Origin of the sequence: Gordonibacter massiliensis (ex Traore et al. 2017) (assembly GCF_019731765.1) — a bacterium.
GTDB lineage: Bacteria > Actinomycetota > Coriobacteriia > Coriobacteriales > Eggerthellaceae > Gordonibacter > Gordonibacter massiliensis.
On sequence record NZ_JAASIO010000008.1, the window covers coordinates 1 to 24018 of the forward strand.

21 protein-coding genes are annotated in these 24018 nt (G+C 66.4%); 2 read left to right on the top strand and 19 right to left on the bottom strand.

Annotated features, from left to right (window positions below; all coding sequences use genetic code 11):
• From HCH03_RS09575 to HCH03_RS09615, 9 genes are all read right to left on the bottom strand, one after another.
• Nucleotides 1–182 (bottom strand): hypothetical protein (locus tag HCH03_RS09575; protein WP_221689320.1); only part of this gene is annotated, 182 nt, incomplete at its 3' end.
• A gap of 72 nt (nucleotides 183–254) precedes the next feature.
• A complete protein-coding gene (locus HCH03_RS09580) occupies nucleotides 255–611 on the bottom strand; it encodes a hypothetical protein (RefSeq protein ID WP_221689321.1) in 357 nt (118 codons plus the stop codon).
• A 382-nt stretch (nucleotides 612–993) separates the two neighbouring features.
• Nucleotides 994–1353 carry a 4Fe-4S binding protein gene (locus tag HCH03_RS09585; RefSeq protein ID WP_185906304.1) on the bottom strand — a complete coding sequence of 120 codons (360 nt, stop codon included), beginning with the start codon at nucleotides 1351–1353 and terminating at the stop codon, nucleotides 994–996.
• A 2-nt stretch (nucleotides 1354–1355) separates the two neighbouring features.
• The gene (locus HCH03_RS09590; RefSeq protein WP_221689322.1) at nucleotides 1356–3767 is read right to left on the bottom strand and encodes a molybdopterin-dependent oxidoreductase; all 2412 of its coding nucleotides are present in this window, start codon (nucleotides 3765–3767) and stop codon (nucleotides 1356–1358) included.
• A 691-nt stretch (nucleotides 3768–4458) separates the two neighbouring features.
• A complete protein-coding gene (locus HCH03_RS09595) occupies nucleotides 4459–5448 on the bottom strand; it encodes an endonuclease domain-containing protein (RefSeq protein WP_221689323.1) in 990 nt (329 codons plus the stop codon).
• 488 nt (nucleotides 5449–5936) lie between these two features.
• Nucleotides 5937–7229, bottom strand: coding sequence for a dihydroorotase (locus HCH03_RS09600; protein ID WP_221689324.1), 1293 nt, complete (start codon nucleotides 7227–7229; stop codon nucleotides 5937–5939).
• Entirely contained in the window at nucleotides 7213–8157 is a 945-nt protein-coding gene (locus tag HCH03_RS09605; protein WP_185906307.1) for an aspartate carbamoyltransferase catalytic subunit, read from the bottom strand. Before HCH03_RS09605 ends, HCH03_RS09600 begins: the two co-directional genes overlap by 17 nt.
• Nucleotides 8158–8160: 3 nt before the next feature.
• Complete coding sequence (gene pyrR, locus HCH03_RS09610; protein WP_080143162.1) at nucleotides 8161–8748, bottom strand: bifunctional pyr operon transcriptional regulator/uracil phosphoribosyltransferase PyrR; 588 nt, start codon at nucleotides 8746–8748, stop codon at nucleotides 8161–8163.
• Between the two features lie 362 nt (nucleotides 8749–9110).
• The gene (locus tag HCH03_RS09615) at nucleotides 9111–9674 is read right to left on the bottom strand and encodes a TetR/AcrR family transcriptional regulator (protein WP_221689325.1); all 564 of its coding nucleotides are present in this window, start codon (nucleotides 9672–9674) and stop codon (nucleotides 9111–9113) included.
• A 113-nt stretch (nucleotides 9675–9787) separates the two neighbouring features.
• Here HCH03_RS09615 and HCH03_RS09620 point away from each other — a divergent pair, with 113 nt between their 5' ends.
• Together HCH03_RS09620 and HCH03_RS09625 are read left to right on the top strand one after the other, a co-directional pair.
• A complete protein-coding gene (locus tag HCH03_RS09620; protein ID WP_221689326.1) occupies nucleotides 9788–10510 on the top strand; it encodes an HXXEE domain-containing protein in 723 nt (240 codons plus the stop codon).
• A gap of 12 nt (nucleotides 10511–10522) precedes the next feature.
• Nucleotides 10523–11197, top strand: a complete 675-nt coding sequence (locus HCH03_RS09625; protein WP_221689327.1) for an HXXEE domain-containing protein — start codon at nucleotides 10523–10525, stop codon at nucleotides 11195–11197.
• Between the two features lie 121 nt (nucleotides 11198–11318).
• On the opposite strand, the gene HCH03_RS09630 is transcribed toward HCH03_RS09625, so the two are convergent.
• The 10 genes from HCH03_RS09630 to HCH03_RS09675 all read right to left on the bottom strand — a co-directional run bounded on the left by HCH03_RS09630 (nucleotide 11319) and on the right by HCH03_RS09675 (nucleotide 23839).
• The gene (locus HCH03_RS09630) at nucleotides 11319–12020 is read right to left on the bottom strand and encodes a hypothetical protein (protein WP_246599929.1); all 702 of its coding nucleotides are present in this window, start codon (nucleotides 12018–12020) and stop codon (nucleotides 11319–11321) included.
• Nucleotides 12021–12158: 138 nt separating this feature from the next.
• The gene (locus HCH03_RS09635; protein WP_221689329.1) at nucleotides 12159–12956 is read right to left on the bottom strand and encodes a class B sortase; all 798 of its coding nucleotides are present in this window, start codon (nucleotides 12954–12956) and stop codon (nucleotides 12159–12161) included.
• 278 nt (nucleotides 12957–13234) lie between these two features.
• On the bottom strand, nucleotides 13235–14059 hold the full coding sequence (locus HCH03_RS09640) for a hypothetical protein (protein WP_221689330.1): 825 nt from the start codon (nucleotides 14057–14059) through the stop codon (nucleotides 13235–13237).
• A gap of 348 nt (nucleotides 14060–14407) precedes the next feature.
• A complete protein-coding gene (gene amrS / locus HCH03_RS09645; protein WP_368042443.1) occupies nucleotides 14408–15373 on the bottom strand; it encodes an AmmeMemoRadiSam system radical SAM enzyme in 966 nt (321 codons plus the stop codon).
• On the bottom strand, nucleotides 15366–16790 hold the full coding sequence (gene amrA / locus HCH03_RS09650) for an AmmeMemoRadiSam system protein A (protein WP_221689332.1): 1425 nt from the start codon (nucleotides 16788–16790) through the stop codon (nucleotides 15366–15368). Before amrA ends, amrS begins: the two co-directional genes overlap by 8 nt.
• A 187-nt stretch (nucleotides 16791–16977) precedes the next feature.
• The gene (locus tag HCH03_RS09655) at nucleotides 16978–17730 is read right to left on the bottom strand and encodes a formate dehydrogenase accessory sulfurtransferase FdhD (protein ID WP_221689333.1); all 753 of its coding nucleotides are present in this window, start codon (nucleotides 17728–17730) and stop codon (nucleotides 16978–16980) included.
• Between the two features lie 94 nt (nucleotides 17731–17824).
• On the bottom strand, nucleotides 17825–18724 hold the full coding sequence (locus HCH03_RS09660) for a formate dehydrogenase accessory protein FdhE (RefSeq protein WP_221689334.1): 900 nt from the start codon (nucleotides 18722–18724) through the stop codon (nucleotides 17825–17827).
• 261 nt (nucleotides 18725–18985) lie between these two features.
• On the bottom strand, nucleotides 18986–19753 hold the full coding sequence (locus HCH03_RS09665; RefSeq protein WP_080143171.1) for a cytochrome b/b6 domain-containing protein: 768 nt from the start codon (nucleotides 19751–19753) through the stop codon (nucleotides 18986–18988).
• Complete coding sequence (locus HCH03_RS09670; protein ID WP_246599930.1) at nucleotides 19746–20678, bottom strand: 4Fe-4S dicluster domain-containing protein; 933 nt, start codon at nucleotides 20676–20678, stop codon at nucleotides 19746–19748. Before HCH03_RS09670 ends, HCH03_RS09665 begins: the two co-directional genes overlap by 8 nt.
• Nucleotides 20679–20689: 11 nt before the next feature.
• A complete protein-coding gene (locus tag HCH03_RS09675; RefSeq protein ID WP_147581336.1) occupies nucleotides 20690–23839 on the bottom strand; it encodes a molybdopterin-dependent oxidoreductase in 3150 nt (1049 codons plus the stop codon).
• Nucleotides 23840–24018: the final 179 nt, after the last annotated feature.

Consider the following 24018-nt stretch of genomic DNA (forward strand, 5'->3'; position numbering starts at 1 on the left):
ATGAACGTGGGAACCTTGAACTGGTTCATGATGACGATGATGCCGCAGAACAGCATGGCGAACAGCACGATCCAGCCTTTGCGCTGGAGGCTCCGCGCCTCGTCGGACGCGGGCGGCCGCCCACTCGGGCCGGTATCGGCAGGATCGGGTGTTTTAAGGGTGCTCGAATCGGTATTGCTCATAACGGATCCTTTCTCCTCGCACGGTGCGGGGATACAGGCGGATTTGCCGGATGCGAATGCGAGGGAACGGCATCACGCACCGGGCGGCACTTGGCGCACTTCCCATTTCATCGGATCGCACGGCGGGGTTCCGCAGCCGCAGCCGCAGCGAACCGTTTGAGCCACCACTTTGTCCCAGTAATTGCGATCCGTCTGATAGACCAGCTGAATCTCGTCGAGCGTTCCCGTGATGGTATGCCACCATTCCATGCTCGGACCGTAATGGCTGAACCTGCCGTCGGTGGCAGGCTGGTTGCACACGGTGCAGTAGATCTCGACCGCACCCTCCCCTTCGGGCTTGGGCCTCGCCGAATGCCTCAGCGCTTGCGCTTGCTCCGGCGGAACGGACGCGGCGGGTACGATCGCCCCAACATCCTCCTTGCTGATCATGTCGATCGATCTCCTTTCCGAGAACTCCCCTTGGGCAGGGACGGGAGCGCCATCTTGGCACCGGGGGCCTTCGGGATGGCCGCGCCGCAGCGTTCGCACCGAAGCGCGTCGGCGTCGTTCTCGAAACCGCAGCGAACGCACCGGCCGAGGACGTTCAGGGGGCGAGGAGCCACCTTCCCGCATCTGCCGCACTGCACGCACACCCTGGTATAGCCTCCGCACACGAGCGCACCCCGTCCCCTTCAATCGAAAACAGAAGGGATACCAAAAGCATCGTCGGAGCGTTTCCGTAGGGCAAGGGCGGAGCCCTTGCCCTACGATACGATGCCGAGAACGCGCCTTTCGACAGCCTTGATACCCCTCCCTGCCAACGAGCCGTATCCTAGTCGGCGCAACCGGCCTTGGGCACGAACAGGACGTGCTTCGTCTTGGCCGAGGCGATCTTCGCCGCCAGCTCGTCAACCGCGCCGTACTCGATGACCAGCGCCTGGCAGTGCTTCGCGCACGTCGGCTTCTGGCCCTTTTCCAAACGACCGGCGCACAGATCGCACTCGTCGGTGGGGATGGGCACCATGTCGTTTTGCCAGCGCTTGCCGTCGATCTTCCATGGACCGGTGCAGGACAGCTTGATGCCGAAGCGGCCGAGCGGTATGCCGTGCTCTACCGAGCAGGCCATCTCGCACGCACGGCATCCCGTGCAGTATTCGTAGTTGATCAGAAGCCCGCATGCCTTCTCAGCCATCGCTATGCCTCCCTTTCCGCTTCGTAGGTAAAGTTACGGAAGCTGCCCTCGGCGAATCGATCCTTGGGGTCGGCGGCCGTAGGCAAGGGGATCTCCTGAGGCTCGCAGGGGTACACCTTGCACATGAAGCACTTGCACTGGTCGCCGAAGCCCGTGTCACCGCAACCGGCCGGAACCACTTCGTTGATGTTGGTCGCGTAGGTGGCGAAGCAGCCTTCGCCCTGGTCTTCGGGGTCGGCCTCGGGGAACCACCAGGCATGGTCGGCCTGCACGACGCGCGCGTCGATGATGGGCGTGATGTGCGCCGTCAGGCGCGCGCGTCCCACGGGGCTCTCCAGCCAGCACCACTGGCCCTCTTTGATGCCCAAGTCGGCTGCCGCCTCGGGGTTGATCTCGAACCACGGGTCGGGATGCATGGCGCGCAAGCGGTCCATCTGGCGATGCTCGGAATGGAACGACGCGTAATGGCGGGCGCCGGTGGTCAGGATGAACGGGTACTCCTCGACCAGCTCGGGCCGGCTGACGGGGCTCATGGGCGGCTCGTGGTAGGACGGCAGCGGCGCCTGCCCCCACTGCTGCAGCAAGAGCGAGTACAGCTCCACGCGGCCCGTGATGGTGTTGAAGCCGGGCTGGTGGTCCGGGCGCTGCTCGCCGGTGCGGTACTTCTGGTAGTGGAACTCGGGGTAGACCCAGTTGGCCTTGCGGCTCTCGTCGTAGGTGAGGTTGGCCTCCTTGATGAGGTGGCTGAAGTAGTCTTCCAGCGTGTCGCCCGGCCACAGGTCCTTGTTCCAGCGGCGGCCCAGCTCCCAGTTGATCTGGAAATCGTCCTTCGCCTCGCCGAGCGGCTCGCAGGCCTTGTTCGTGTTCTGGATGTAGTACCACACCGAGCGCAGGCCTTCGCGCTCCGGATAGAAGCACAGCGGCAGCACGATGTCGGCGCAGGCCATGGCGGTGGGCGTCATGAAGCACTCGACGCACACGACGATCTCGCAGTTCTTTAGGCCCTTCTCGATGCGGTTCTTCGGCTCTTGGCCGCAGCAGGCCAAGGGGTTGGTGGACTGCAGCCATGCGCCGCGCACCTTGTAGGGGCGTCCGGTGATCAGCTGGTCCACCATGGTGTCGGCTTGGCATTGGACCATGCCGGAGTTCGTTATCATCTCGTACACGCTGCCGATGCGCTGCTTCTCCTCTTCGGGGGTGAAAACCTCCTTGGGGTCGGGAGGCAGCCACACCTCGGTGTTGTACGGATCGTGAACGGTTATCATACCGCCCGGGATGTCGATCTGACCGGTGATGGACCACAGGTTGACGACCGCCTGGGAAGCGTTGATGCACTGGAGGTTCATATCGATGGCCAGGCCCCACTGCACGCACGACGGCTTCTGCGCCATGCGCTCGGCCGCCTCGACGATGTCCTCCTTCGAAAGCCAGGTGATCTCGGAGGCGGTGTCGAGGTCGTAGGGCTTGCAGGCCTCGTAGTACTCCTCGAAGCCGTAGCACCAGCTTTCGACGAACTCGTGGTCGTACAGGTCGTTCTCGATGAGGTACTTGCCCATGGCCAGGGCCAGCATGGAGTCGGTGCCCGGTCGGATCTGCAGCCACAGGTCGGCCTTGGTGCCGAGCCACGTGGCGCGCGGATCGACCACGATGAGCTGCGAGCCGCGTTTCATGCAGTCGACGACCCAGTGGCCCAGGTTGCCGTCGGCGTTGGCCACCAGCGGGTTGTTTCCCCACACGAAGATGTTCTTCGGCGCGACCCATTCCGGGTTGTCGTAGCGGTCGGGGAACTGCATGGAGAAGTCGGGGCAGGTGTAGCAGCCCATGATGGTGTTGGAGGCGGCCACGCGCGGCACGTAGCAGGCGTTGCCCGAGAGGAAGTACGAGTACTGGATGGAGCCGAACGCGTAGCCGAGGCGCGCGTTGATAGGCGGCGTCACGCGGCCGGTGCCCGACGCGAATATGATCGACTTGCCGCCGGACTCCTCGCGGATCTTCGTGAACTCGCGGTCGATGGTGTCGTACGCCTCGTCCCAGCTGATGCGCTTGAACGCGTCGGCCTTGCCCCGGTCCTTGCGATCGCGGATCATGGGGTACAGCAGGCGGTCGGGATGGTAGATGGCCTCCGCCACGTCCAGGCAGCGCGAGCACAGGCGCCCTTGGTAGTACGGGTTCTCTTCGTCGCCCTCGACCTTGACGAACTTGCCCGTCTCCTTGTCGGTGTAGATGACGACGCCGCAGCCGTCATGGCACCCCGGCGCCGACCAGGCGGCCGAACGGGTGCACACCATGCCGTCCTCTTCCCACTGCCACGGAACGTCTCCCCCGGTGTACATGACCGGCGGCTCGTTGAAGAAGGTGGGGCGAACTTCCTTCGTCGCGTCGCTGTCATGAGTTATGTCAACTTTAAGCGTCACTGTTCCTCACTCCCTGTCCTAATACGATCCGTTGTTTGCATCGAGTCGTTTGCGCGGCGTCCGATCCGCTCCCCCTCCTTTCTCAACTGCTACGATTCGGAAACCGGCTTTATGTTCGCAAAGAGGCAGGGGTGCCGGTAATCGACCCAATTTAGACTTTTTGAAGAATAAATATTTTGCTGCGAGGCACGGCAAGCCGTTTCATACCGATTTACTACCGGACCAGCCAGTTCATCCCGAAGTTACTACCGCCGACTTGGCCTAGAAGGCGTATAATTAATAGCTTACGTGTGCATGTGTGCAATGCGCGAGAAGCGCGAAGACGCTTGCGGCAAAGGAGTCTTTTCGGCAGCGCCGTAGGGCAAGGGCTCTGCCCTTGCCGCCAACCCGGGAAACGTTCCCTTTCAGCGGAGGCGTATCAAAAGCCGCCGCAAGGCACCTCTCCGGCACCCTTCCGCAGAGCTGACCGGCAACTTGCGGAAGGCCGCCTCAGTCATCCCTCGTCGGACGGCAAAGGGCAGGGCCCTTGCCCTACCAGATCGATGGAACGGTGCTTTCGACGCAGCCCCCTGCCGGAACCTCGGAGCCGGCAGGGGGCTGCGTCGCGTGCAACGCCGCCGACCCCCCGCCCATGCCGCCTTGCATGGAGGCTCGGGCCGTCCCAGAAGGCGCGGCTATCCGTCGGAACCCCTCACTCGTATCCTACGGGGAGTCCCAACTGCCGCCGAAGCCGCAGCTTGCGTGCATGGTGGTCCGACACGTGCACCTGCGTGCGCTTTCCCAGGTGCCGGCGTATCGTGTTCGCTATCGCATCGGTGGCGGCGAGGCTGTCCAACTCGTCGTTGGTGACGCCCACGACCGTCCATCCCATGGTCGCGAGCGCGTTCGTCCTGCGCGAGTCCTCGAGGCGCTTCGCTTCGCCCTCGTGTGCCCAACGGCTCTGGTACTCCACGTCCAGCTTCGCCTCCGGCCAGCAGAGGTCACACCGGAAGAACGCCTTGCCCGTAAGGGCCCGGGCCGCCGGGCTCGCGCGCACCTCGTAGTTCATCCGGGGAATGCCCAGCCCGTAGCCACCGCGTGCATGCGGCAACCCCAGCACGAGCGCCTGCTTCGTCTCGCGCGGCGACGCGGACCCGTCGGCCGCATAGCGCAGGATGCGAGCGACCTTGCGTGCGCCGTCGAGCGACGGGTTCCGCGATACAAAATCCCGTAGATCGTGAACCGATGCGAGAGGGGTCGCGTCGTAAGCAGAATCAACCCCCGTTCGCTGCGTTTGATATGTTCCGCACACCTCGTAGGCCAACTCCAGCAGGGCAACCTCGCTCTTCTCTCGCGCAGCAAGTTGCACGAGAGCAAAAGCAGGCGCCGCCGCGTACGCGCCTTCCGTGAGGCGATAGAACGATCTACCCGCCAAAGGAGCAGACACCACGTGTTCCTTGCAAGCGCTTGAGAAGCGGCGAAGCTCGCCAGAACCCACCAGTACATGGACAGGGAAATCGATGCGCATGCTCGGATGAGTCGCCTGCAATCGCTCGATGGTTTTAGCAAGCTCTTCGTCGCTTGGCGCTTGATCGGGTAGCTTGACCGGGCCGCTCCGCACCGCAAAACGGGAACAGGGTCGCGTCGTGCGCAGGAATTGAAACGCCGTTCGATGGCCGAAATAGAGTCGCAAACCGTTCATGGCGCAAGGCTCCCCTCACACGCCCTTAGGCTGAGAGGATCTTGCAAGCGTGGGAGGGGGAAACAAGGGCGTCGGTTTCCACACTGGGCAGCTTCTTGGTACGAAGAGCGCCTGCATCGGCTCTTTGATGACGCCATAGTAGCACATGCTTCCGAATTCGGACCTAAGTCACGAAAATCACCGCTGTGAAGCTTTCGCGCGACGTTAAAGGCGCGAAAAAGGGCACCGGAAGCGTCGCCGGCTAAAGGAGCTATGAGTCTTTCGAAATCCCAAGGCTGTGAACTGGTGTTTTGAAAATACGGAAACAGAGGATTTTGTCCATACGTTGCTCTGCGGCTTCACAGCGGTGATTTTCGTGCGTTTCGAAGGGAAGAAACTGCACGAAACCCTGCGGGCTCCGTGAAAGAAACCGTGCGTTTCACGCAGAGCGGCCCCGCACCGAAATGTCGATGCGGGGCTGCTGAGTGCGGGTCGTGCGGGTTTCGCGTCTATTCGACGATGGCGCCGTCCTCCAGGGTGGCGTAGCCGCCCACGTAGACGTCGGTGGCGCGGCCGGTCAGCTCGGCGCCGATGAAGCCCGAGTTCACGGCCTTCGACTGGAAGTCGGCGGCGTCCACCGTCCAGGCGGCCTCCGGGTCGATGACCGTGAGGTCGGCCACAGCGCCCGGCTCGAGCGCCACGCGCTCGACGCGCAGGATCTCGCGGGGCTTCGCGGCCATGAGCTCCACGGCGCGCTCCCAGCTGATGACGCCCGGCTTGACCAGGTTCGTGATGACGAGCGCGAGCGACGTCTCCAGGCCTATCATGCCGAAGGGCGCCAGCTCGAACTCGGCGTTCTTCTCGAAGTCGTTGTGCGGCGCGTGGTCGGTGACGATGGCGTCCACCGTGCCGTCCTTCACGCCCTCGACGAGCGCGGCGGCGTCCTCGGCTGTGCGCAGCGGCGGGTTCACCTTGAGGAAGGTGTTGTAGTCGTCGCCGATGGCGTCCTCGGTGAGGAACAGGTGGTGCGGCGTGACCTCGCAGGTGACCGGCAGGCCCTCGGCCTTGGCGGCGCGCACAAGCTCCAGGCCGCGGGCCGTGGTGAGGTGCTGGATGTGCAGCGGGCAGCCGGTGAGGCGGCAGATGGCGATGTCGCGGGCGATCTGGATCTCCTCGCCCTCGGCCGGCCAGCCCAGCATGCCCAGGCGCGTGGACACGACGCCCTCGTTCACCTGGCCGGCGCCGACGAGGTCCTCGTCCTGGCAGTGGCTCATCACCACGCGGTCGAACTGCGCGGCGTAGTCCATGACGCGGCGCATCATGCCCGCGCCCTGCACGCCGCGGCCGTCGTCGGTGAAGGCGACGGCGCCGTGCGCCACCATGTCGCCCATCTCGGACAGCGTCTCACCCTTCAAGCCCTGTGAGCAGGAGCCGGCCACGTGCACGCGGCACTTGCCGACGGCCGCCGCGCGGGCCTTCACGTACTCCACGCCCACGGCGTTGTCGATGACGGGCTTCGTGTTCGGCATGCAGCACACCGCCGTAAACCCGCCGTGCGCTGCGGCGCGCGTGCCGGAGGCGATGTCCTCCTTCAGCTCGTAGCCGGGCTCGCGCAGATGCACGTGGATGTCCACGAGGCCGGGGACGACGACCTTGCCGCCCAGGTCGCGCTCGACGCCCTTCTCCATCGAAAGGTTCTGGCCGATTTCGACGATCTTCCCGTCGCGCACGAGGATGTCGGCCGTTTCGTTCAGACCGACCTGCGGGTCGATCACATGGGCGTTCTTAAGCAGTAAGGCCATCTTCGCTCCCTCCGAGCAGCAGGTACATTTCGGCCATGCGGGTGAGGATACCGGCATAGACCTGATCGAGAATGACCGAGCGCTTCGGGTGGTCGGCCATGTAGCTATCCAGTTCGACGCCGCGGTTGATGGGGCCGGGATGGCAGATGAGGGCGTCGGGTTTCATCAGGGGTTCGCGGTCCTTCGTCAGGCCGTACAGCATGTTGTACTCGCGCAGCGACGGATACGGCGCGCCCTCGAGGCGCTCGCGCTGGATGCGCAGCATATACACCACGTCCAGCTCCGGCAGAGCCTCGTCGAGCTTCGTGGTCACATGGTCGGCACCCAGGATGTCGGGGCGGGCCGGCATGAGCGTGGGCGGGGCGATAACCGTCACCTCGCAGCCCATGATCTTGAGCGCGGGGATGAGCGAGCCGCACACGCGGGAGTGCCCGATGTCGCCCACGACGCCCACCTTGAGGCCGGCAAGATCGCCTTTGACCTCCCAGATGGAGTACAGGTCCAAGAGGGCCTGCGTGGGATGCTGGTGCTTGCCGTCGCCCGCGTCGATGACGTGCGCGCCGGAGACGTCGGCGATCTTGCGCGGCACGCCGGCGTGCTTGTCGCGCACGATGATCATGTCGATCTTATAGGCACAGAGCGTCTCTACCGTGTCCACCAGGCTCTCGCCCTTCACCGTGGAGGTGGAGCTGCCGCCGAAGTTCAGGCTGTTGGCACTCAGGCGCTTCTCGGCGATCTCGAACGAGGAGCGCGTGCGCGTGGACGGCTCGTTGAACATGTTCACAACCGTGACGCCCTTGAGCGTGGGCACCTGCTTGATGCGGCGCTCGTTGACCTCCTTGAATCGGACGGCCGTCTCGAGGACGGTCATGATGTCGTCGGCGGAGTACTCCGTGATGTCGATCAGATGCTTGTGGTTGAAGGCCATGCCCTATTCACCTCCCAGCGGTGCCGAACCCGCACGGGAGCCCGGAGCCATTTCCAGAATCTCAACTTCGGACTTGCCGTCCGTCTCCTCTAGGAACAGGCGCACGTTCTCGTCGGCCGAGGACGGCACGTTCTTGCCCACGAAGTCGGCGCGGATGGGCAGCTCGCGGTGACCGCGGTCCACCAGCACGGCCAGCTGCACGGTGGCGGGGCGGCCGATGTCCATGAGGGCGTCGAGCGCGGCGCGGATGGTGCGGCCGGTGTACAGCACGTCGTCCACGAGCACGACGTCCTTGCCGTCCAGGTCGAAGAGGATGTCGGTGGAGTGCACCTCGGGAGAGAGATGCGTCGCGAAGTCGTCGCGGTAGAAGCTGATGTCGAGCTTGCCGAGCGGCACCTTCGTGCCCTCGATGGCCTCGATCTTCTCGGCCAGGCGCTTGGCGAGCAGATCGCCGCGCGTCACGATGCCGACGAGCGCGATGTTGTCCGCGCCCTTGTTGGTTTCGAGGATCTGATGCGCGATGCGCGTCAGCGACCGCTCGATCTCGTCCGCATCCATGCAGACGGTTTTGACCGTGCCTGCTTCGGTCATGCACCCACCCCTTTCATTCGGGATGGTACAGGCGACCCTCACCACGCCTCGCCGGTTCGCGCTTTCGCACTCCCCCGCTTCGCGGGCGTCCGTCGCCGGGCATGAAAAAAGCCTCCGCGACAGACAAAGGCTTCGACTCGTCGCGCCCTTGTTCGGGTGGGCGCTTGGGGTTCTACCTTGTCGGTCTCTCTGTACCGCTTTTAAAGGACTGAGGGCAGTATATGCGCTTTGAACCCGTTTGGTAACCCCTTTTATGCAGAAACTTGAAGAAGTTCTGCATAATCGCAACGGTTTGATTGCACGGGTGCCTCCATTTTGCTTTTCGCCGAAGCCTCTGTGTTTTCGCCACCAAAGCACGAACCTCAACTTTTCCAGCTACTCAATTCCTCCATGAACGCTTGAAGGGGCTTGGTGCCGGCAAGCTCGGACAACACGGTCGGGTACTCGCGAGGATCCCTCCCTTGCAGCGTGCTGATAATTCCGCCGGCAAGGAACAGAGCGAGTCTTCTCTGAATCTCGCTGAACGCGTCGAGACCGAGCGCCTCGCGCCAGGCATCGATCACCTTCAGCTTGACGCGTCCCTGCAAAGCGACGCCGTTGTCGGAAAGCATCACCTTGACCCGGTCGAACCGAGCTGCGGTGTAAGGCGCGCTCATGAGGAAGAGGGCGTCTTTTCGAGCGGAACCTCCCTCCATGAGAAAGAATTTGCACAATTCCTTGGGCAGGGCCTCGTCGATCGCCTGCTGGGCGAGGTCGTCGATGTTCTCGAAATGGTGGTAGAAGGTGTTCTTGTTCACCTCGGCAGCGCGGATTATCTCGCGCACGCCCATCTTCTCGTAGGGCTTTCGCTCCAGCAAGGCCCAGAAGGACTCTATCACCTGATCTCGCGCGGTTTTGGCGCCCGGCTCGTACTTCGGTCTGCTCACGATTCCTCCCAATCCCCCCAATTGGCCTCATCTGGCGAATCAGGCCGTTTAATTAACACATGAGGCTAATTATAATCGACATGACGAACGTGTTGCATGAAGGAGGCTTGCGAATGGAAACTACATGGTTCGACATGAATTGGGTGTGGATTGGCTCGTGCCTGGGCCTTGTGCTGGCTTTTTTCCTGTTCTTCACGAACAAGCTGAGGAGCAACCTTGCGACGCCGCGCTACAAAGACCTCTACTGGCTCGGCTGGGCATGCTCGCTTGCGTACTTCATCCACAACTTCGAGGAATACGGCATCGACATCACCGGCATGCAGTACGGTTTCCCCGCGTCGATAGAGCGCCTGGCGGGCATGCTCGGCGGCTCGGGCGACGTCCCGGCCCTGTTCTTCACCGTGGTCAACGTGTCCATGGTGTGGATCGCGTTTCCGCTTCTGGCGGCCATGGGCAAGAAGCGCCCGCTGGCATCCTTGGTCCTCGCGTCCATGCTGCTGGTGAACGCCGTCACGCACACGGCGCCTCTCATCATCGGCGTCGGCTACACCTCCGGCGCGGTGAGCGCGATAGTGCTTTTCTACCCGCTGGTCATCTGGATGTTCGTTCTGGGCGTCGGCAAGGCCAAAGGGAAGCTCCCCGGCACGTCCCTTCTTGCGGCGATCGGGATAGGGGTTCTCTGCCATGTCGTGCTCATGGGCTCGGTGATCCTTTTCGTGCTCCGTGGGGCCTACAGCGGCGAGGTTCTGGTGGCCATCCAGGTGTTCAACGCCGCCTTGCTGATCGGCCTCGGCTGGCTTGCGGGCAATTCCAAGCTCGGGCTGAGAAACCGATGAAACGAGGACGACATGGGCACTGTTAAGAAGGCGCTCAGCGTATGGTGCGACAAGGCATGGCTTGCGGCGGTGTACGCCTTGGGCCTTGCAGCGCTCGCCGTCCTCGTTTTCAATTGGGGGAACCTGAGCGTTGCGGAAAGGATCGCCTGGGCGCTGGCGGTCGGCATACCGATGCATGTGTTCGAGGAGAACACGTGGCCGGGCGGTTTCTTCTACATGAACAACCTGAGCTTCGGCTCGACGGAGCCGCTCGTCTATCCGCAGAACCGCGCCACCAACATGGTCACCAACCTCGGCGCGGAAATCGCGTTCGTGCTGATCGCGGTCAATGCCGGCACGCTCGGCGCGACCGCCGTGACGGTGGCGGTGTTCTTCGGATTGGTGGAGCTGCTCAACCACACGCGCGAGGGCATCGGCATGCACCGGCGATTCAAGGACAAGGGGAAGAGGACGATATACGCCCCCGGAGAGGCGACGTCGCTGCTCGTTTTGGCTCCGCTCTCCGTCTTCGGCATCGTCTGGCTGGCGAACAACGCCTTCGAATGGACGCAAGTCTTAGCGGGGCTCGGGATATGCCTGGGCGTCGCCGTGCTCCTCATCCTCGTTCCCTTCGCCTTCAACCTGCGCGTCAAGAGCAAGACGTTCGCTTTCAAGGGCGCAGGGTATTTCGAGAAGTACCTCGGCTGACCGATAAACGGGAAGAGAGCCACGAAGGCTTTCTCAAACCTGCCGCCCGCGCGACGACTCACCTCCTCCAGTTGTCGAACGGGCGGCCCCGCTTCCACCCGTTCGACAACGACTGCGCAGGCTACTTCGCAAGCATCCTGCGCAGTGCGAGGGCCAGCGCCCCGGCGGCGGCCAGCATGCCGCAGGACGCGCCCGCCAGCGCGCCGGCGTCCCCGCCGGTCTTCGGCGACGTGGTGCCGGTGTCCGCGTTGGACGGGGCCGCCGCGGGCTGATCGGCCTCCGGCTCGTCCACGTCCACCTTCGAGGGCACGAGCGTCATGACGAACTCGGCGTTGTAGGTGGCATCGCCCGTCTGGTCGCCGAGGTTGAACATCTCGGACGAGAAGTTGAAGCTGCTCTGGTTGGCGGCCCTCGTCACCTCGAACGTCTTAGCGACGCCGGCGCTGCCCGCGCTCGGCTTCACGTGCACCTCGAGCTTGTTGCAGCCGGCGTATGCGCCGCCCGCGATGAGCCCGACGCCGAAATCGATCTTCTTGGTGGCGTTCCCGACAACGACCACGAACGAGGGCATGCCGTCCAGAGCGTCGTCGGTCGTCTCGCTCGTAGCGATGACGACGAGCGAGGACGCCCTCGTCTCGCAGGTAAGGAGGGCGTCCTCGCTCGACGCGCTCTCCTGCCACGGCCCGATCGAGCGGGCCGTTGCCGGCTCCTGCGCGGTCGCCTGATCGGCCGTCGGCTCAGCGACCTCGTCGGCCCACGCGAGCGCGGGGAGCGCGCACGCCATCATCCCGGCGCATGCGAGCGCCGCCAGCTTCTTCCTCATATCAGCACCTCTCTCGTCGATGCGCTCCCGCAAAAGGGCGCAAGCGTTCCACAGCCACCTCATGCTACGGCACGCGGGCGCCTCGTACGACCCCTCCGACGAAAGCGGCGGCCCTCGCTGCGAAAGCGGGGCCGCGTCCTACGCCGTGGCGGTCTCGCCCACGAGCACGCCGGTGACGAGGTAGCGCACCGGATCGCTCGTGAGGGCCGAGCGGCAGGTGCTGAGCTGCACGATGCGGCTTTCAGCGTCGAGCTGCGCGCCGTCGCGCACGTTCGCCTGCGGGTCGTCGGGCGCGAGGACGGAGGCGAAGTAGCCGGCGCGCACGGCGGGGTCGGAGAAGTCGAACGAGTTGAGGATGTGCCGGTCGTCGTACTCGTAGGCCGCCACCACCCGGTACTCGAGGATGCGCCCCGGAACGTAGACGTAGAACGCGTCGTTCGCCTCGAAGAACGCCGGGTCCTCGAAGTCGTGCAGCGTGGCGAACATGCCGTCGTTCACGATGTTGTGTCCGTAGAGCACGGTGACGGGATCGGAGAAGTCCTTCGCGTTCGCCATCTGGGAGAACACCGCGCCCTCAACGGCGGGCTCGCCGTGGCGGTCGTGGTCGAGGTAGTAGAAGTCGTCGCCCGGCCGCTGGAGCACGGGCAGGTTGACGTTCGTGTTCGGCACGTACACCCACGCGTAGACGTCCGGGTTCTCGGCCTGGAGCGCGGCGAAGTCGATGGGATTCTGCATCGGCTCGTCCGCAGGCGCGTCGAAGGCGCGCTCCAACGCCGGCAGCGGCGTTTCGACCACCTCCTGCACGGCTCGAGCCGCCTGGCCCTGCTGCCACAGCAGGAAGCCGAAGCCCGCCGTCGCCGAGCAGACCAGCACGGCAAGCAACACGGTGAATAGGACAACGGCGGCTCGACGCCGCGCCGGACGGCGCTTCTCCACGAACAGGCCTTTCCCCTAGCGCGCCGCAGGCAGGCGCGCGTCGATTGCGATTCGTTCCATCTTAGAAAGAAGGTGGAGCAGGTCAACGACCACGGCGAAAGCGGCCGCGCACCATGCGAAAAAAGCCAGACCGGCCGGCGGACGCCCCTTGCCGGCATTCATCGGCCCACGCGACGTCTTGCGCGACGCCTCGTTGCCGTTCGATCTTGCGCAAAGCCTGTTGGGAGGCTTTCGCCAACCCGAACCCGGCCCGTCTCAAGCAATGAGGGCGCAGGCTGCTAGGCGCCCAGTTCCGCGAGGCGCGCGTGCGCGGCGGCCGCGGCGGGCAGACGGTTGCCGTGCTCCGCGACGAACCGCAGGCACTCCCGCTCGCGGGCTGCGTCGCCCTGACGGCGGCGGACCTCCGCCTCGTCGGCGGCGGCCAGCACGCGCATGCGCAGCGGGTAAGCGGCTTGGGAGCGCACGTGCTCGAATTTCTCCGCCAGCACGTCGTCGTCGCCATCCAACCGGGCTCCCAGCACGCCGCGCTCCCACGCCAGGAAGTTGCGCCGCTGGGCGCTCTCCTCGTCCACCGCGCCGACCAACAGCCGTTCGGCCTCCTCGACCACGCCAAGCGCGACCTGGGCGCCCAGCAGCCTGAGCACTACGGGCTCCATGTTCACGAACAGCGCCGCGCGAACCTTCGGATCCTGCGTTTGAGCGGCGCTCGCGCGCATGTTCTCGCCGATGCGCGCGGCCTCTTCCGCCCGCCCCTCGTCGGCCAGCGCGAGCGCGTAGAACGAGAGGAACCACGAGCCCGCTTCCGTGTACGGCGCCTTCACGGCACCGGCGGGCACGGCGGCCTGCTCCAGGAAAGCCGGCGGATCGCAGGCGTCGTTGTAGAGCGACACGATGGCGTCGGCTTTTCGGTCGGCCTGCCGGCCCATGATGCGCGGCAGCGCATAGAGGCAGGCGACGAACAGCATGAGCGACGAGAACAGCCCCGGCAGCGTCTTGACCACGTTGCCGCCCATGACCACCGAGAAGGCGGCCAGGGAGGCCACGGGTATCAGCACGGACAGCGCGTAGGCGGCGATCAGGTACTTCTTGAAATAGGGCAGCATGGCTCTCCTCAAAAGCGGTTAGGAGCCAGTATAGCGGATGCGCGGGGCGGGCGGCGACCGCGAAGCCCGTAGGGGCGATCTCCTGATCGCCCGTTCCGGCGAAGCCGGAAAAGCAACCGAGGGCCGCGTTCTCGCGCTGCGCGCGAGCGGACGCTCAGGAGAGCGCCCCTACGGAAGGGCTTGCCGCATAAACCAGTGCGCGCGAAACGGAGAGCGTGTCGCATGGGCAAGGGCGAGCAGGCGAAACGGAGGGCATGCCGTATGAGCGAGCGCAAGCGGGCGACATGGAGGCGTCCGCGCGGAAGAGCCCGCGGCGAACGGTCACGCCGGGGGCGTCGAGCGACGCGCTCAGCAGTTGCCCAACAGCACGTCGTCCAGATGGCGGCGGGCGACGACGGCGAGCTCGCGCGGGGTGGACACGGGCGTGGGCGCGCGGTCGGCCATGCGATGGCAGGGGAAGAAGCGCGTGAGGTGGTACGGGATGGCGGGATCGAGAGAGGCGAGCCAAGCGGCCGCGGCGTCGATCTCGGCGGCGTCGTCGTTCAAGCCGGGCACCACGAGCGTCGTCACCTCCACGTGGCACGTTGAACAGGCGGACAAGGCGGCTATCGTTTCCTTCACCGTGTCCAAGTCGCCGCCCACCAGGTCGTAGAAGTCCCGCGTGAACCCTTTGAGGTCGATGTTGGCGGCATCGAGATACGGCAGCACCTCGGCGAGCGGCCCGGGGTTGACCATGCCGTTGCTCACGACGACGTTCGCCAAACCGGCCTCGCGGGCGAGCCGGGCGGTGTCGCGCACGAACTCGAAGCCGACGAAGGGCTCGTTGTACGTGTAGGCTATGCCGACGCATCCGCGCGGGCGCGCCTCCGCCGCCAGCGCCACGAGCTCGGCCGGTTCCAGCGCGCGCCACGCCACGTCGCCCTCGCCCGCGCAGGCTATCTCGGCGTTCTGGCAGAACGGGCAGCGCAGGTTGCAGCCGTAGGAGCCTGCGGACAGAACGAGTGCGCCGGGGCGCCAGCGCGCGAGGGGCTTCTTCTCCACGGGGTCGAGCGCGAGCGACGTCACGCGGCCGTAGTTCTCGCAGACCACTTCCCCGCCCCGCGCGACGCGGGCGCGGCATATCCCGTGGCGGCCCTCGGCGGGCGCGCAGGCGTGCGGGCAGATGCGGCAGACGGCGCGGGCCGCGCGCGAAGCAGGGTCCGTAACCGAGTCGGCATGCTCGGGCCCGGGCGCAACGACCGACGCGTCCTCGAGCGCCGGCGCCCGTCCGCCCGCCGACCCGCGCCGGCGCGCTCCCTCGACCCGCTCAACCACGCCGGGCCCCGCCTCCGCGGTCATGGCGCACGACCTCGAAGCGCTGAAGGCGCACGCCCTCTTCGTCGGGCGCGATGCCCGCCTTGGCGCGCGCGATGGAAACCTGCTCGGCCACCGTGTCCACACCTTCCAGATTCGGCAGCAGCAGGCCGCGGCGCCAGCCTTTCTCGACGATCACGCCGTAGCGCGCGGGATCGAGCTGCGCCTCGGAATCGACGGGCTCGGGCGGGAACAGCACGTCCACCGAATACGACAGGGCGTCCAGCTCCTCCTCTCCCACCGGCGGGAACCGCGGATCCTCGCTCGCGGCGGCCACGCCGTTGCGGATGATCTCGTCGGCCACGGATCCGGTGACGGGCTCGATGGTTCCGATGCAGCCGCGCAGGTTGCCGCCCTCGTGCAGCGACACGAACACGCCGGCGCGCGCGTCGGCGAGCTCGGGCGGCAGCCCTTCGGGACGCGCGATGGGGCGCCCCGTGCTCACGAACCCCTCCACCGAGGCGCGCGCCAGCGCGACGAACGGGTCGACGCCGCCCTCGCCCGCCGCTTCGTCGGCAGCGTCGCGCTTGTCGGCCGCCGCGTCCACCGCCGCGGCCACCGCGCCGTCGCCGTCGGCTCCCTGGACCTCGAAAGCCGCCACGGCGTAACCCACGCCGAAGGGGCCTTCGTAACTCAGGAGCTCGTGGGTGCAGGCAAGGCCGTCCAACGCGCCCGCCATGATCTGGAACGAGCGCAGGCCGCATTCGGCGGCCGCTTCGAGGAACGCCTCGTCGAACGCGAACAGCCCTTCGAGGTCGCCCGCGTCGAGCAGGTCCGTGACGTCGCGGTCGAACACGGGTCCCTCGGGCGCGAAGCCGTAGGGACCGCTTTCCTTGAGCTTGTGCGAAAGGTCGCCCGAGGCCACGAGCACGCAGCTCCGATCCAGGTCGCGCGCCGCTTCGGCGATGCAGCGGCCGATCTCCCGGTGGTCGGCCGGAGGCAGGCCCGCCAGGCCCACGCGTACGAGCCGGTAGCCCGCGTAGCGCTCGTTCACGAAGTGCAGCGGCACGAAGGTGGCGTGGTCGAGCTCGCCGTCGCGCATGCCGCTGCCGCAGATGGGCACGCCGCGCGCGCGAGCGCAAGCCGACACCGCGGCGGCGAAGGAGGGATCGTAGGGCACGTTCATGGCCGCGTCCCAAGCGCCGAACTGCCCCATGTCGCCATGGGCGGCGTCGCCGGTTGAGATATGGAAGCAATCGTAGTAGAGCGGGGCATGGGGCGAGACGACCACGATGGTGTCGGGCGCATGGGCGGCGATGCGCCGGGCCACCTCCTCGTAGGCGTCGACGGTGCGTTGGATGGCGCGCTCCTCGCCATGCCCGACGGCGGGCACGATGAGCGGCGGATGGGGTACGACGTAGGCGGCGACGATGCTCATGTGCGGCTCCTTCAGCAAGACCGGCCCGAAGCGCGCAGGCGAGGCACCACGCGAAGCGGGCGTTTTCCGCCATTGTACACCGCTCGGGCCCGGCCCGCGAGCCGTGCCCGCCCCCGCCGCCGATCCGGCACGCAAGCGTTGCCGGGAGCGCGGCGAGACCCGCTGGAAAAGGCTCCTCGGCCGGCCCCTACCCCGTTATGCGGTCGGGGCAGGAGAGCACGCGCAGGCGGCCGTCGCGGCAGTGCGACACCAGCGTCACGCCCAGCTCCTCGGCGCGGCGGGCGGCCTCGTCGGTGGCGGACTTGCGCGACACGAGCACGGGGCAGCCGGCGCGATGGGCCTTGAGCGCCATCTCGCAGCTGATGCGGCCCGTGATGAACAGCGCCTTGTCGCCCACGCCCACGCGGTCGAGCCACGCCTGGCCGATGAGCTTGTCCATGGCGTTGTGGCGCCCGATGTCCTCGCGCACGAGCAGGAGCCCGCCCGCGCGGCCGTCGCCCAAACCGCAGCCGTGCACACACTCGCCGGTGTTGCGGCGCGGGCTGCGCTCGCAGAGCTCGTCCATCTGGGCCAGCAGCGCGTCGGCGTCGAAGCGCGCGTTCGTTTCGAGGCGCGCGGGAGCCGGCACGTCGCCCCCGCCCGAGAGCAGCGCCGAGCGGGCGCAGCCGGCCGAGGTCACGCGATGCAGCGGAACGTAGCCGTCCGCGGCGCGCTCCCCGCTGGCCACGTACACGGCTGCCTCATCGGGGTCGGCCGTGACCTCCACGAAGCGCTCGCGGTCGGCGATGAGCCCCTCGGACAACAGGTAGCCCACGGCCAGCTCGGCCAAGTCGTAAGGGCTGCCCTGGCTCACCGCCACGGGCGCGTCGTTCAGGAATATGCGTATGGGCCGCTCGGCCGTGGTGCGCGGCGCGGATGCCCGGTACTCGATAACGGCCATGCGGCCTCCTTTCCTCGTAGGTTTCCGAGACGGCGCCTTTTCGCGGCGCCTTCCCGCTTTCGATGCTAGCGCTCGGCCGGCGGGTGCGCGGGGGCTATTCGGCGGGCGCACCCGCTCCGCCGGCGAAGGCCGGATCGGCCGCTATGGCGTCGAGGCGCGCCATGACCACGTCTTCGACCTCGAACGAGAACGGCGCGAGCGCGTCGTCGGCGTACACGGTGCGCATATAGCCGCCGCACTCGTCGCACGTGGCGATGCGGTGGGCGTCGTCGCCCTCCACGTTGAAGTAGTGCAGGCGCCCCTGGTTCTGCGTGCCACAGCGCGCGCAGCGCACGCGCTCGATCTCCCACGTCGTGCCGCACTGGGCGCACCAGAGCGTCTTGCCGCGCCCCTGCGTGGAGTTCTCGCCCCCCACGCGCGCCGCTGCCGGCGCGCCGCCGCACACCGGGCAGTCGAGCGGACGCGGCGCCTCGCAGCCGGCCTGGTCGAGCGCGCGCGAGACGGCGCGCGCGGGGGCTTCCAGCTGGGAGCGCAACGCGAGCGACGCCACGAGCGCCGCCGTGCGGGCCTGCCCCTCGGCCATGCCGTCGTCGACCAGCAGGTCCGCCAATGCGTCGAGGTAGGCCGCCGGATCCTTGCCGGCCTCGTCGAGCGGGCTCGCGGCCACGATGCGATCCCACTTCGTGCGGCCGAGCGCGTCGGCCGTGCCTTCGTCGAAGCCGCCGTGCTCGGCCGCGCAGGCGGCCGCGCGCGCGAGGGCCTCCGCGAACGGGGCGGCCTCCACCGCGGCCGGCGCTTGCGCGAACACGGGCTCGCCCGCCGCGTACCAAGCGCGCAGGTCGGCATCGGACGGAACGTCGTAGCCGGCGCCGGGCGCCGCGTCCGCGCTCACGGCGTCCCAGAGCTTGCGGAAGAACTCCAGGCGCGCGGCGTCTCCCTCGTCGAGCTTGCCGCGGTAGGCGGCGAGAGCCGCGTCGATTGCTTTCAGGTTCATAGGGTTCCTTGTCGTGTCTCGGTTTGCTTGCCATCCTGAGCGCAGGCCGTGCGGCGGGCGTCCAGGCGTCGTTGCCGACGCAGAATATCCTTCGACTCCGCCGCCTTCGGCGGCTCCACTCAGGATGACAACCAGGTTCCTTGCTGAGGCGGCTCAGCGCCGTCGAGCGGCGCGATGCTCGACGCAGTCCCCGCTCCCGTCGGAAACGGGGACTGCGCGGCGGCACCCTGCCCTGCGAGGGGCGGGATGCCGCGGTCGTCCTTACGCCTTCTTCTCGACGACGTTCTCGCCGCTGGCGATCTCCTCGCGAGCCCAGTGGCCCCAGTGGTACAGGGCGTCGGACTCGGAGACGGTGCCGTCACCGAACATGAGCTTGTACGTGCCCCGGTACGGCTGGAAGATGCCCGCGCCCAGGAAGATGTGCGCCAACCCGAACACGGCGATCAGCAGGAAGCCGATGTCGTGCAGGAACAGCGCCACGCCGTGCACGCCGGCGCCGAAGTCGAACAGCGTCGTGCCCAAAAGCAGGATGACGCCCGTGATGCCCATGAGCGCGCCCGCGAACCACAGCATGCCGTCGGCGAAGCGCTGGCCGCTCTTGACCTCGCGCTGGTCGGGCATGTGGATCCACTTGGCCATGAACAGGTACGGGAAGAACAGCGCCATCCACTTCTTGTCGTCGGAATCCCACCGGTCGAACAGGTTCTTGAAGATGTGGGCCACGCCCTTGGGCGCCGCGATGGCGCTGATCAAGGGCACGAGCACGAAGATGACGCCGATAACGCGATGGGACATGCGGATGACGAACACCGTGTCGGCGCCGGCCGCCGCCGCAAGCTGCGGCACGAACACGAACAGCCCCGATATGCACAGCAGGATGCATGCGACGATGGTGATGCCGTGCGTCCAGCGGGCCTGCTTGGAGTGGCGCTTGATGTAGCGCTCCGTGCCGCTCGCGGACATCTGTTCGAGGAACGCGCGGTTCTTCGCGGTCTCCTCGGCGGAAACCATGACTGGTCCCTTACTCATCACGGCCTCCTTTCTTGCCGCCCAGGTTCTCGGTGATGTGCTCCATCACCGACTCCTCGTCTTGGCCGTCGCCGTGCTTGACCACCTCGCCGGTGGTCACGGAGAGGGTGTCCTCCGTATCCGGGTTGTAGGCCAGCTTGTCGCGCTTGTACCCAATGCCGAGCGCGAACATGGCGGCGAGGCCGGCCACGGTCACGCCCGTGGCGATGCCGGTGATCGGCTTCATGATCTGCGTCAGGCCCACCACGGGGTTGGCCTGCGGGTTCTCCACCTGGCCGTGCGCGGCCACGCCGTACTTGAGCACCTGTATGACGTGCAGGCCGCCCATCTCGTCCTCGCCGTAGACCACCGCGTCCTCGTAGCCCTTGGCCTTGAGGAAATCGGCGCGCTCGTGGGCGATGGCGATCATCTCGTCGCGGTCGCCGAACAGAAGCGCGTCCGGCTGGCACGTGGTGACGCAGGCCGGCTCGAGGCCCTGTTCGATGCGGTCGACGCAGCCCGTGCACTTGTTCACCGTCGTGCGCAGGCCCTCCTGGTAGTGGGGCACGTCGAACGGGCATGCCGTGGAGCAGTACTGGCAGCCCACGCACTTGGAGTCGTCCACCGTGACCAAACCGGTGGCCTCGTGCTTGGTGATGGCGCCGGCCGGGCACACGGTCACGCACGCGGCGTCGGTGCAGTGCTGGCACGCACGGCGGCCGAAGGCCCACTTCACGCCCTTGCTGCCGCCCGCCTCCTCGTTGAAGGAGATGAGCAGGCGCGTGGTGGCGTTCAGATCCATCGGGCTTTGGTACGAGCCCGTGGAGGGGTTCCCGTTCTTCTCAAGCGTCGAGGGCAGGTCGTTCCAGCATTTGCAGGCCACCTGGCAGCCGCGGCATGCGCTGCAGCGCGAGGTGTCGAACAGTATGGCTTTCTCACTCATCATTCAACACCTCCCTAGATCTTCTCGATGTCGACGAGGAACGCCTTGTACTCGGGCACCCAGCAGTTCGGGTCGCCCACGTTCGGCGGCAGGTCGTTGACGATGTCGCCCGTGGCGTACTCGCCCGCCCAGCCGAAGTGGTGCGTCATGCCCACCTGGTGCACGGTCTTGCCGTCCACCGTGAACGGCTTGAAACGGGGCGTGACCAAGGCCATGACCTCGACCGAGCCGCGGTTGTTGCGCACGCGGACCTTCTCGCCGTTCTTGATGCCCTTCTCCTCGGCAAGCTCCAGCGACATCTCCACGAACTGCTCGGGCATGGCCTCGACCAGGGCCGGGCACGTGCGGGTCTGGCCGCCGGTCTGCCAGTGCTCGGTGACCGAGTAGGTGGTCACCGCGATGGGGAACTCGGAGCGGTCGCCGCGCTTGACCGACTCGAACTCGGCGAAGCGCACGCACGGCGAGTTCTGGCGGCCGTTCAGCTGGTTGTCGGACGGGCTCTCGAAGGGCTCGTAGTGCTCGGGCAGCGGCCCGTCGCCCATGCCGTAGCTCTCCAGGCGCGCGTTCTGCTCCCAGAGCATCATGAACGCCTTGTTGTTCGGGGGCACGGGAGTGCCGTTGGACACGGCCACGAAGTCGCCCACGTCGTTCTGCACCCACTTCTCGCCCGTCCATTCCACGAGCGTGCGGTCCGGGTTCCACGGCTTGCCCTCCATGTCGGCGGAGGCGCGGTTGTAGATGATGCGGCGGTTGAGCGGCCAGGCGAACGAGAACTTCGGATACAGGCCCAACCCCGAGGGGTCCTCGGTGTTGCGCCCGCCGGCAGCCTGCTCGGCCGGGTCGAGCGGCGCGTCGTTGTTGGCCCAGAAGCCGGTGTAGATCCACATGCCGCAGGCCGTCGACCCGTCGGCCTTGAGGTTCGCGAACGAGGAGAGCAGCTCGGTCTTCGGGGCGGCCGAGGTCGTGTTGCACTCGGTGCCGTCGTACACGTAGCCGTTGAGGGCCCAGTTCACGGGGCGCGGGTCGATCTTGCCGTCCACGTAGTAGTCCCACTTCGTGTTCAAAATAGGCTCAGGCGCCACGCCGCCTTCCTTCTTGTAGAGGTCGACGATGGCCGTCCACAGCACGTCGCAGATCTCGTAGTCGGGCTTGGCCTCGTCCCACGGCTCCACGGCCTGGTTGCGCCACTGCAGCCAACGGCCGGAGTTCGCGATGATGCCGGGCTTCTCGTAGATGAGCGCCGCCGGCAGGAAATACACCGTGGTGTCGACGTCGGCCGGGTTCATGTCGGGGGCCTTCCAGAAACAGGCCGACTCCGTCTCCACCCAGTCGGCCACCACGAGCCAGTCGAGGTTCGCCATGGCGCGGCGCACGTTGCTCGCATTCGGGGCCGAGTGGCAGGGGTTCATGCCCCAGTTGAAGTAACCCTTGATGACGCCCTGGCTCATGAGCTCGAACGAGCCGATGATGGAGTAGTCGGGGCTCTTCGGCACCTTCGGCCACCAGTCGTAGCCGTAGTCGTTCTCGACCGTGGCCGCGTCGCCGAACCATTCCTTCAGCGCGGACACGACGAACTTCGGCTTGTTGGTGTAGTAGCCGTCGGAGTACGTCTCCTTCTCGCACCACGCGCGCAGAGACGGCGTGCCGTACTCGGTGGGCCAGTTCAGGTAACCCGGCTGGTTCGCCACGAGCATGCCCATGTCGGTGGCGCCCTGCACGTTGGGCTCGCCGCGCAGCGCGTTCACGCCGCCGCCGGCCACGCCCACGTTGCCCAGCAAAAGCTGCAGGATGCCCATGGAGCGGCAGTTCTGCGCGCCGTAGGTGTGCTGCGTCTGGCCGAGCGCGTACAGGATGGTGCCGGACTTGTCGGGAGCGCCGGTGGAGGCGTACGTGGCGTACACCTTCTCCAGGATCTCCTTGTCCATGCCGCACACGCTGGACACGGTGTCCAGGTCGTAGCGGGAGTAGTGCTTCTTCATCTGCTGGAACACGCACATCGGGTCCTGAAGCGTCATGTCGCGCTTCGGCACCTCCACCACAGGCGGCGTGAAGGCGGGCACGCCCTCGGCCGCGGCCCACGCGTAAGCGCCGCCGGCGGAGGTGTCCCACTCCTTGGTGGACTCCACCTGGTAGTGCCACGTGTGGTTGTCGTAGGTGGCGGTGTCCTCGTCGAAGCCCGAGAAGATGCCTTCGTTCACGTCGAACGAGTACTGGGCGTCGAGCAGGTACGACGCGTTCGTGTAGTTCAGCACGTACTCGTGCTGCCACAGGTCGTGCTCGATGATGTAGTTGAACAGGCCGCCGTAGAAGGCGATGTCGGTGCCCGAGCGGATGGGGCAGTAGATGTCGGCCATCTCGGCGGAGCGGGTGTAGCGCGGGTCCACGACGATCCACGTGGCGCCGCGGTCGAGCGCCTTCTGCACCCATTTCGACGAAACGGGATGGTTCTCAACGTTGTTGGAGCCGATCGTCATGATGACGTCGGCGTTCTGCATGTCGCAATAGTGGTTCGTCATCGAACCGCGACCGAAGGTTGCTGCCAGACCGGCAACGGTGGGGCTGTGTCAAACACGCGCCTGGTTGTCGATGGCGATGATCCCGAGCGAGCGCATCATCTTGTTGATGAGGTACTCCTCCTCGGAGTTCTGCTGGCTGCCGCCCAAGCTGGCGATGCCGTGGCAGCGGTTCACCGTGATGCCGTTCTTCACCGTCTCGAAGGTGGCGTCGCGGGTGTCCTTCACCCAGCGCGCGATCTCGGCGACGGCGTCGTCCCAGGTGATGTCCTCCCATGCGGAGGCGCCGGGGCGACGGACCATCGGCTTGGTCTTGCGGTTGGTGTTCTTGATGATCTCGCGCGTGTCGGGGTCGACGACGTTGCGCAGCTGGAACATGGTGGCGCCCTTCGGGCACAGACCGCCCTCGTTGATGGGATGGTCGGGGTCGCCTTCGATGTTCACGAGCTCGCCATCGCGCGTGGAGCAGATCACGCCGCATCCGCCCGAGCAATAGCAGCAGATGTTCGTGTACTCCTCCGTGTTCACGAGCTTCCAGTCGGGGTGCGGCTCGACGGCCAGCGCCTCCGACTGCGAGGACAGTTCGAATGCCATGCTCGTTGCGAACGCTGCGCCGGCGGCTTTGAAAAAGCCCCTGCGTGACAGGTTCATGGTCCTCAGTTCCTTCCTACTCGCCTGATAGGGTTCCTGCATGGGGACCGTGCGCGGAGACGAGGCGACCGAGGGCCTGAGGGTACGGCTCGTTTCGCGACGCGGTCCGGCCCGCAGCGGGCCGCCGGTTCGGCGCCCTCCGCCGACCGGTGCGAAAAGCGTACCATGGCGCCCGGAAG

Coding starts and splice junctions, on each gene's coding strand:
- pyrR (WP_080143162.1), bottom strand. CDS start 8,748: ATGACCGAAGCAGGCACGGTCAAAACCGTCTGCATGGATGCGGACGAG.
- HCH03_RS09630 (WP_246599929.1), bottom strand. CDS start 12,020: ATGAGGAAGAAGCTGGCGGCGCTCGCATGCGCCGGGATGATGGCGTGC.
- HCH03_RS09595 (WP_221689323.1), bottom strand. CDS start 5,448: ATGAACGGTTTGCGACTCTATTTCGGCCATCGAACGGCGTTTCAATTC.
- HCH03_RS09665 (WP_080143171.1), bottom strand. CDS start 19,753: ATGAGTAAGGGACCAGTCATGGTTTCCGCCGAGGAGACCGCGAAGAAC.
- amrA (WP_221689332.1), bottom strand. CDS start 16,790: ATGAGCATCGTCGCCGCCTACGTCGTACCCCATCCGCCGCTCATCGTG.
- HCH03_RS09620 (WP_221689326.1), top strand. CDS start 9,788: ATGGAAACTACATGGTTCGACATGAATTGGGTGTGGATTGGCTCGTGC.
- HCH03_RS09600 (WP_221689324.1), bottom strand. CDS start 7,229: ATGGCCTTACTGCTTAAGAACGCCCATGTGATCGACCCGCAGGTCGGT.
- HCH03_RS09640 (WP_221689330.1), bottom strand. CDS start 14,059: ATGCTGCCCTATTTCAAGAAGTACCTGATCGCCGCCTACGCGCTGTCC.
- HCH03_RS09580 (WP_221689321.1), bottom strand. CDS start 611: ATGATCAGCAAGGAGGATGTTGGGGCGATCGTACCCGCCGCGTCCGTT.
- HCH03_RS09670 (WP_246599930.1), bottom strand. CDS start 20,678: ATGATGAGTGAGAAAGCCATACTGTTCGACACCTCGCGCTGCAGCGCA.
- HCH03_RS09655 (WP_221689333.1), bottom strand. CDS start 17,730: ATGGCCGTTATCGAGTACCGGGCATCCGCGCCGCGCACCACGGCCGAG.
- HCH03_RS09585 (WP_185906304.1), bottom strand. CDS start 1,353: ATGGCTGAGAAGGCATGCGGGCTTCTGATCAACTACGAATACTGCACG.
- HCH03_RS09625 (WP_221689327.1), top strand. CDS start 10,523: ATGGGCACTGTTAAGAAGGCGCTCAGCGTATGGTGCGACAAGGCATGG.
- HCH03_RS09660 (WP_221689334.1), bottom strand. CDS start 18,724: ATGAACCTGAAAGCAATCGACGCGGCTCTCGCCGCCTACCGCGGCAAG.
- HCH03_RS09605 (WP_185906307.1), bottom strand. CDS start 8,157: ATGGCCTTCAACCACAAGCATCTGATCGACATCACGGAGTACTCCGCC.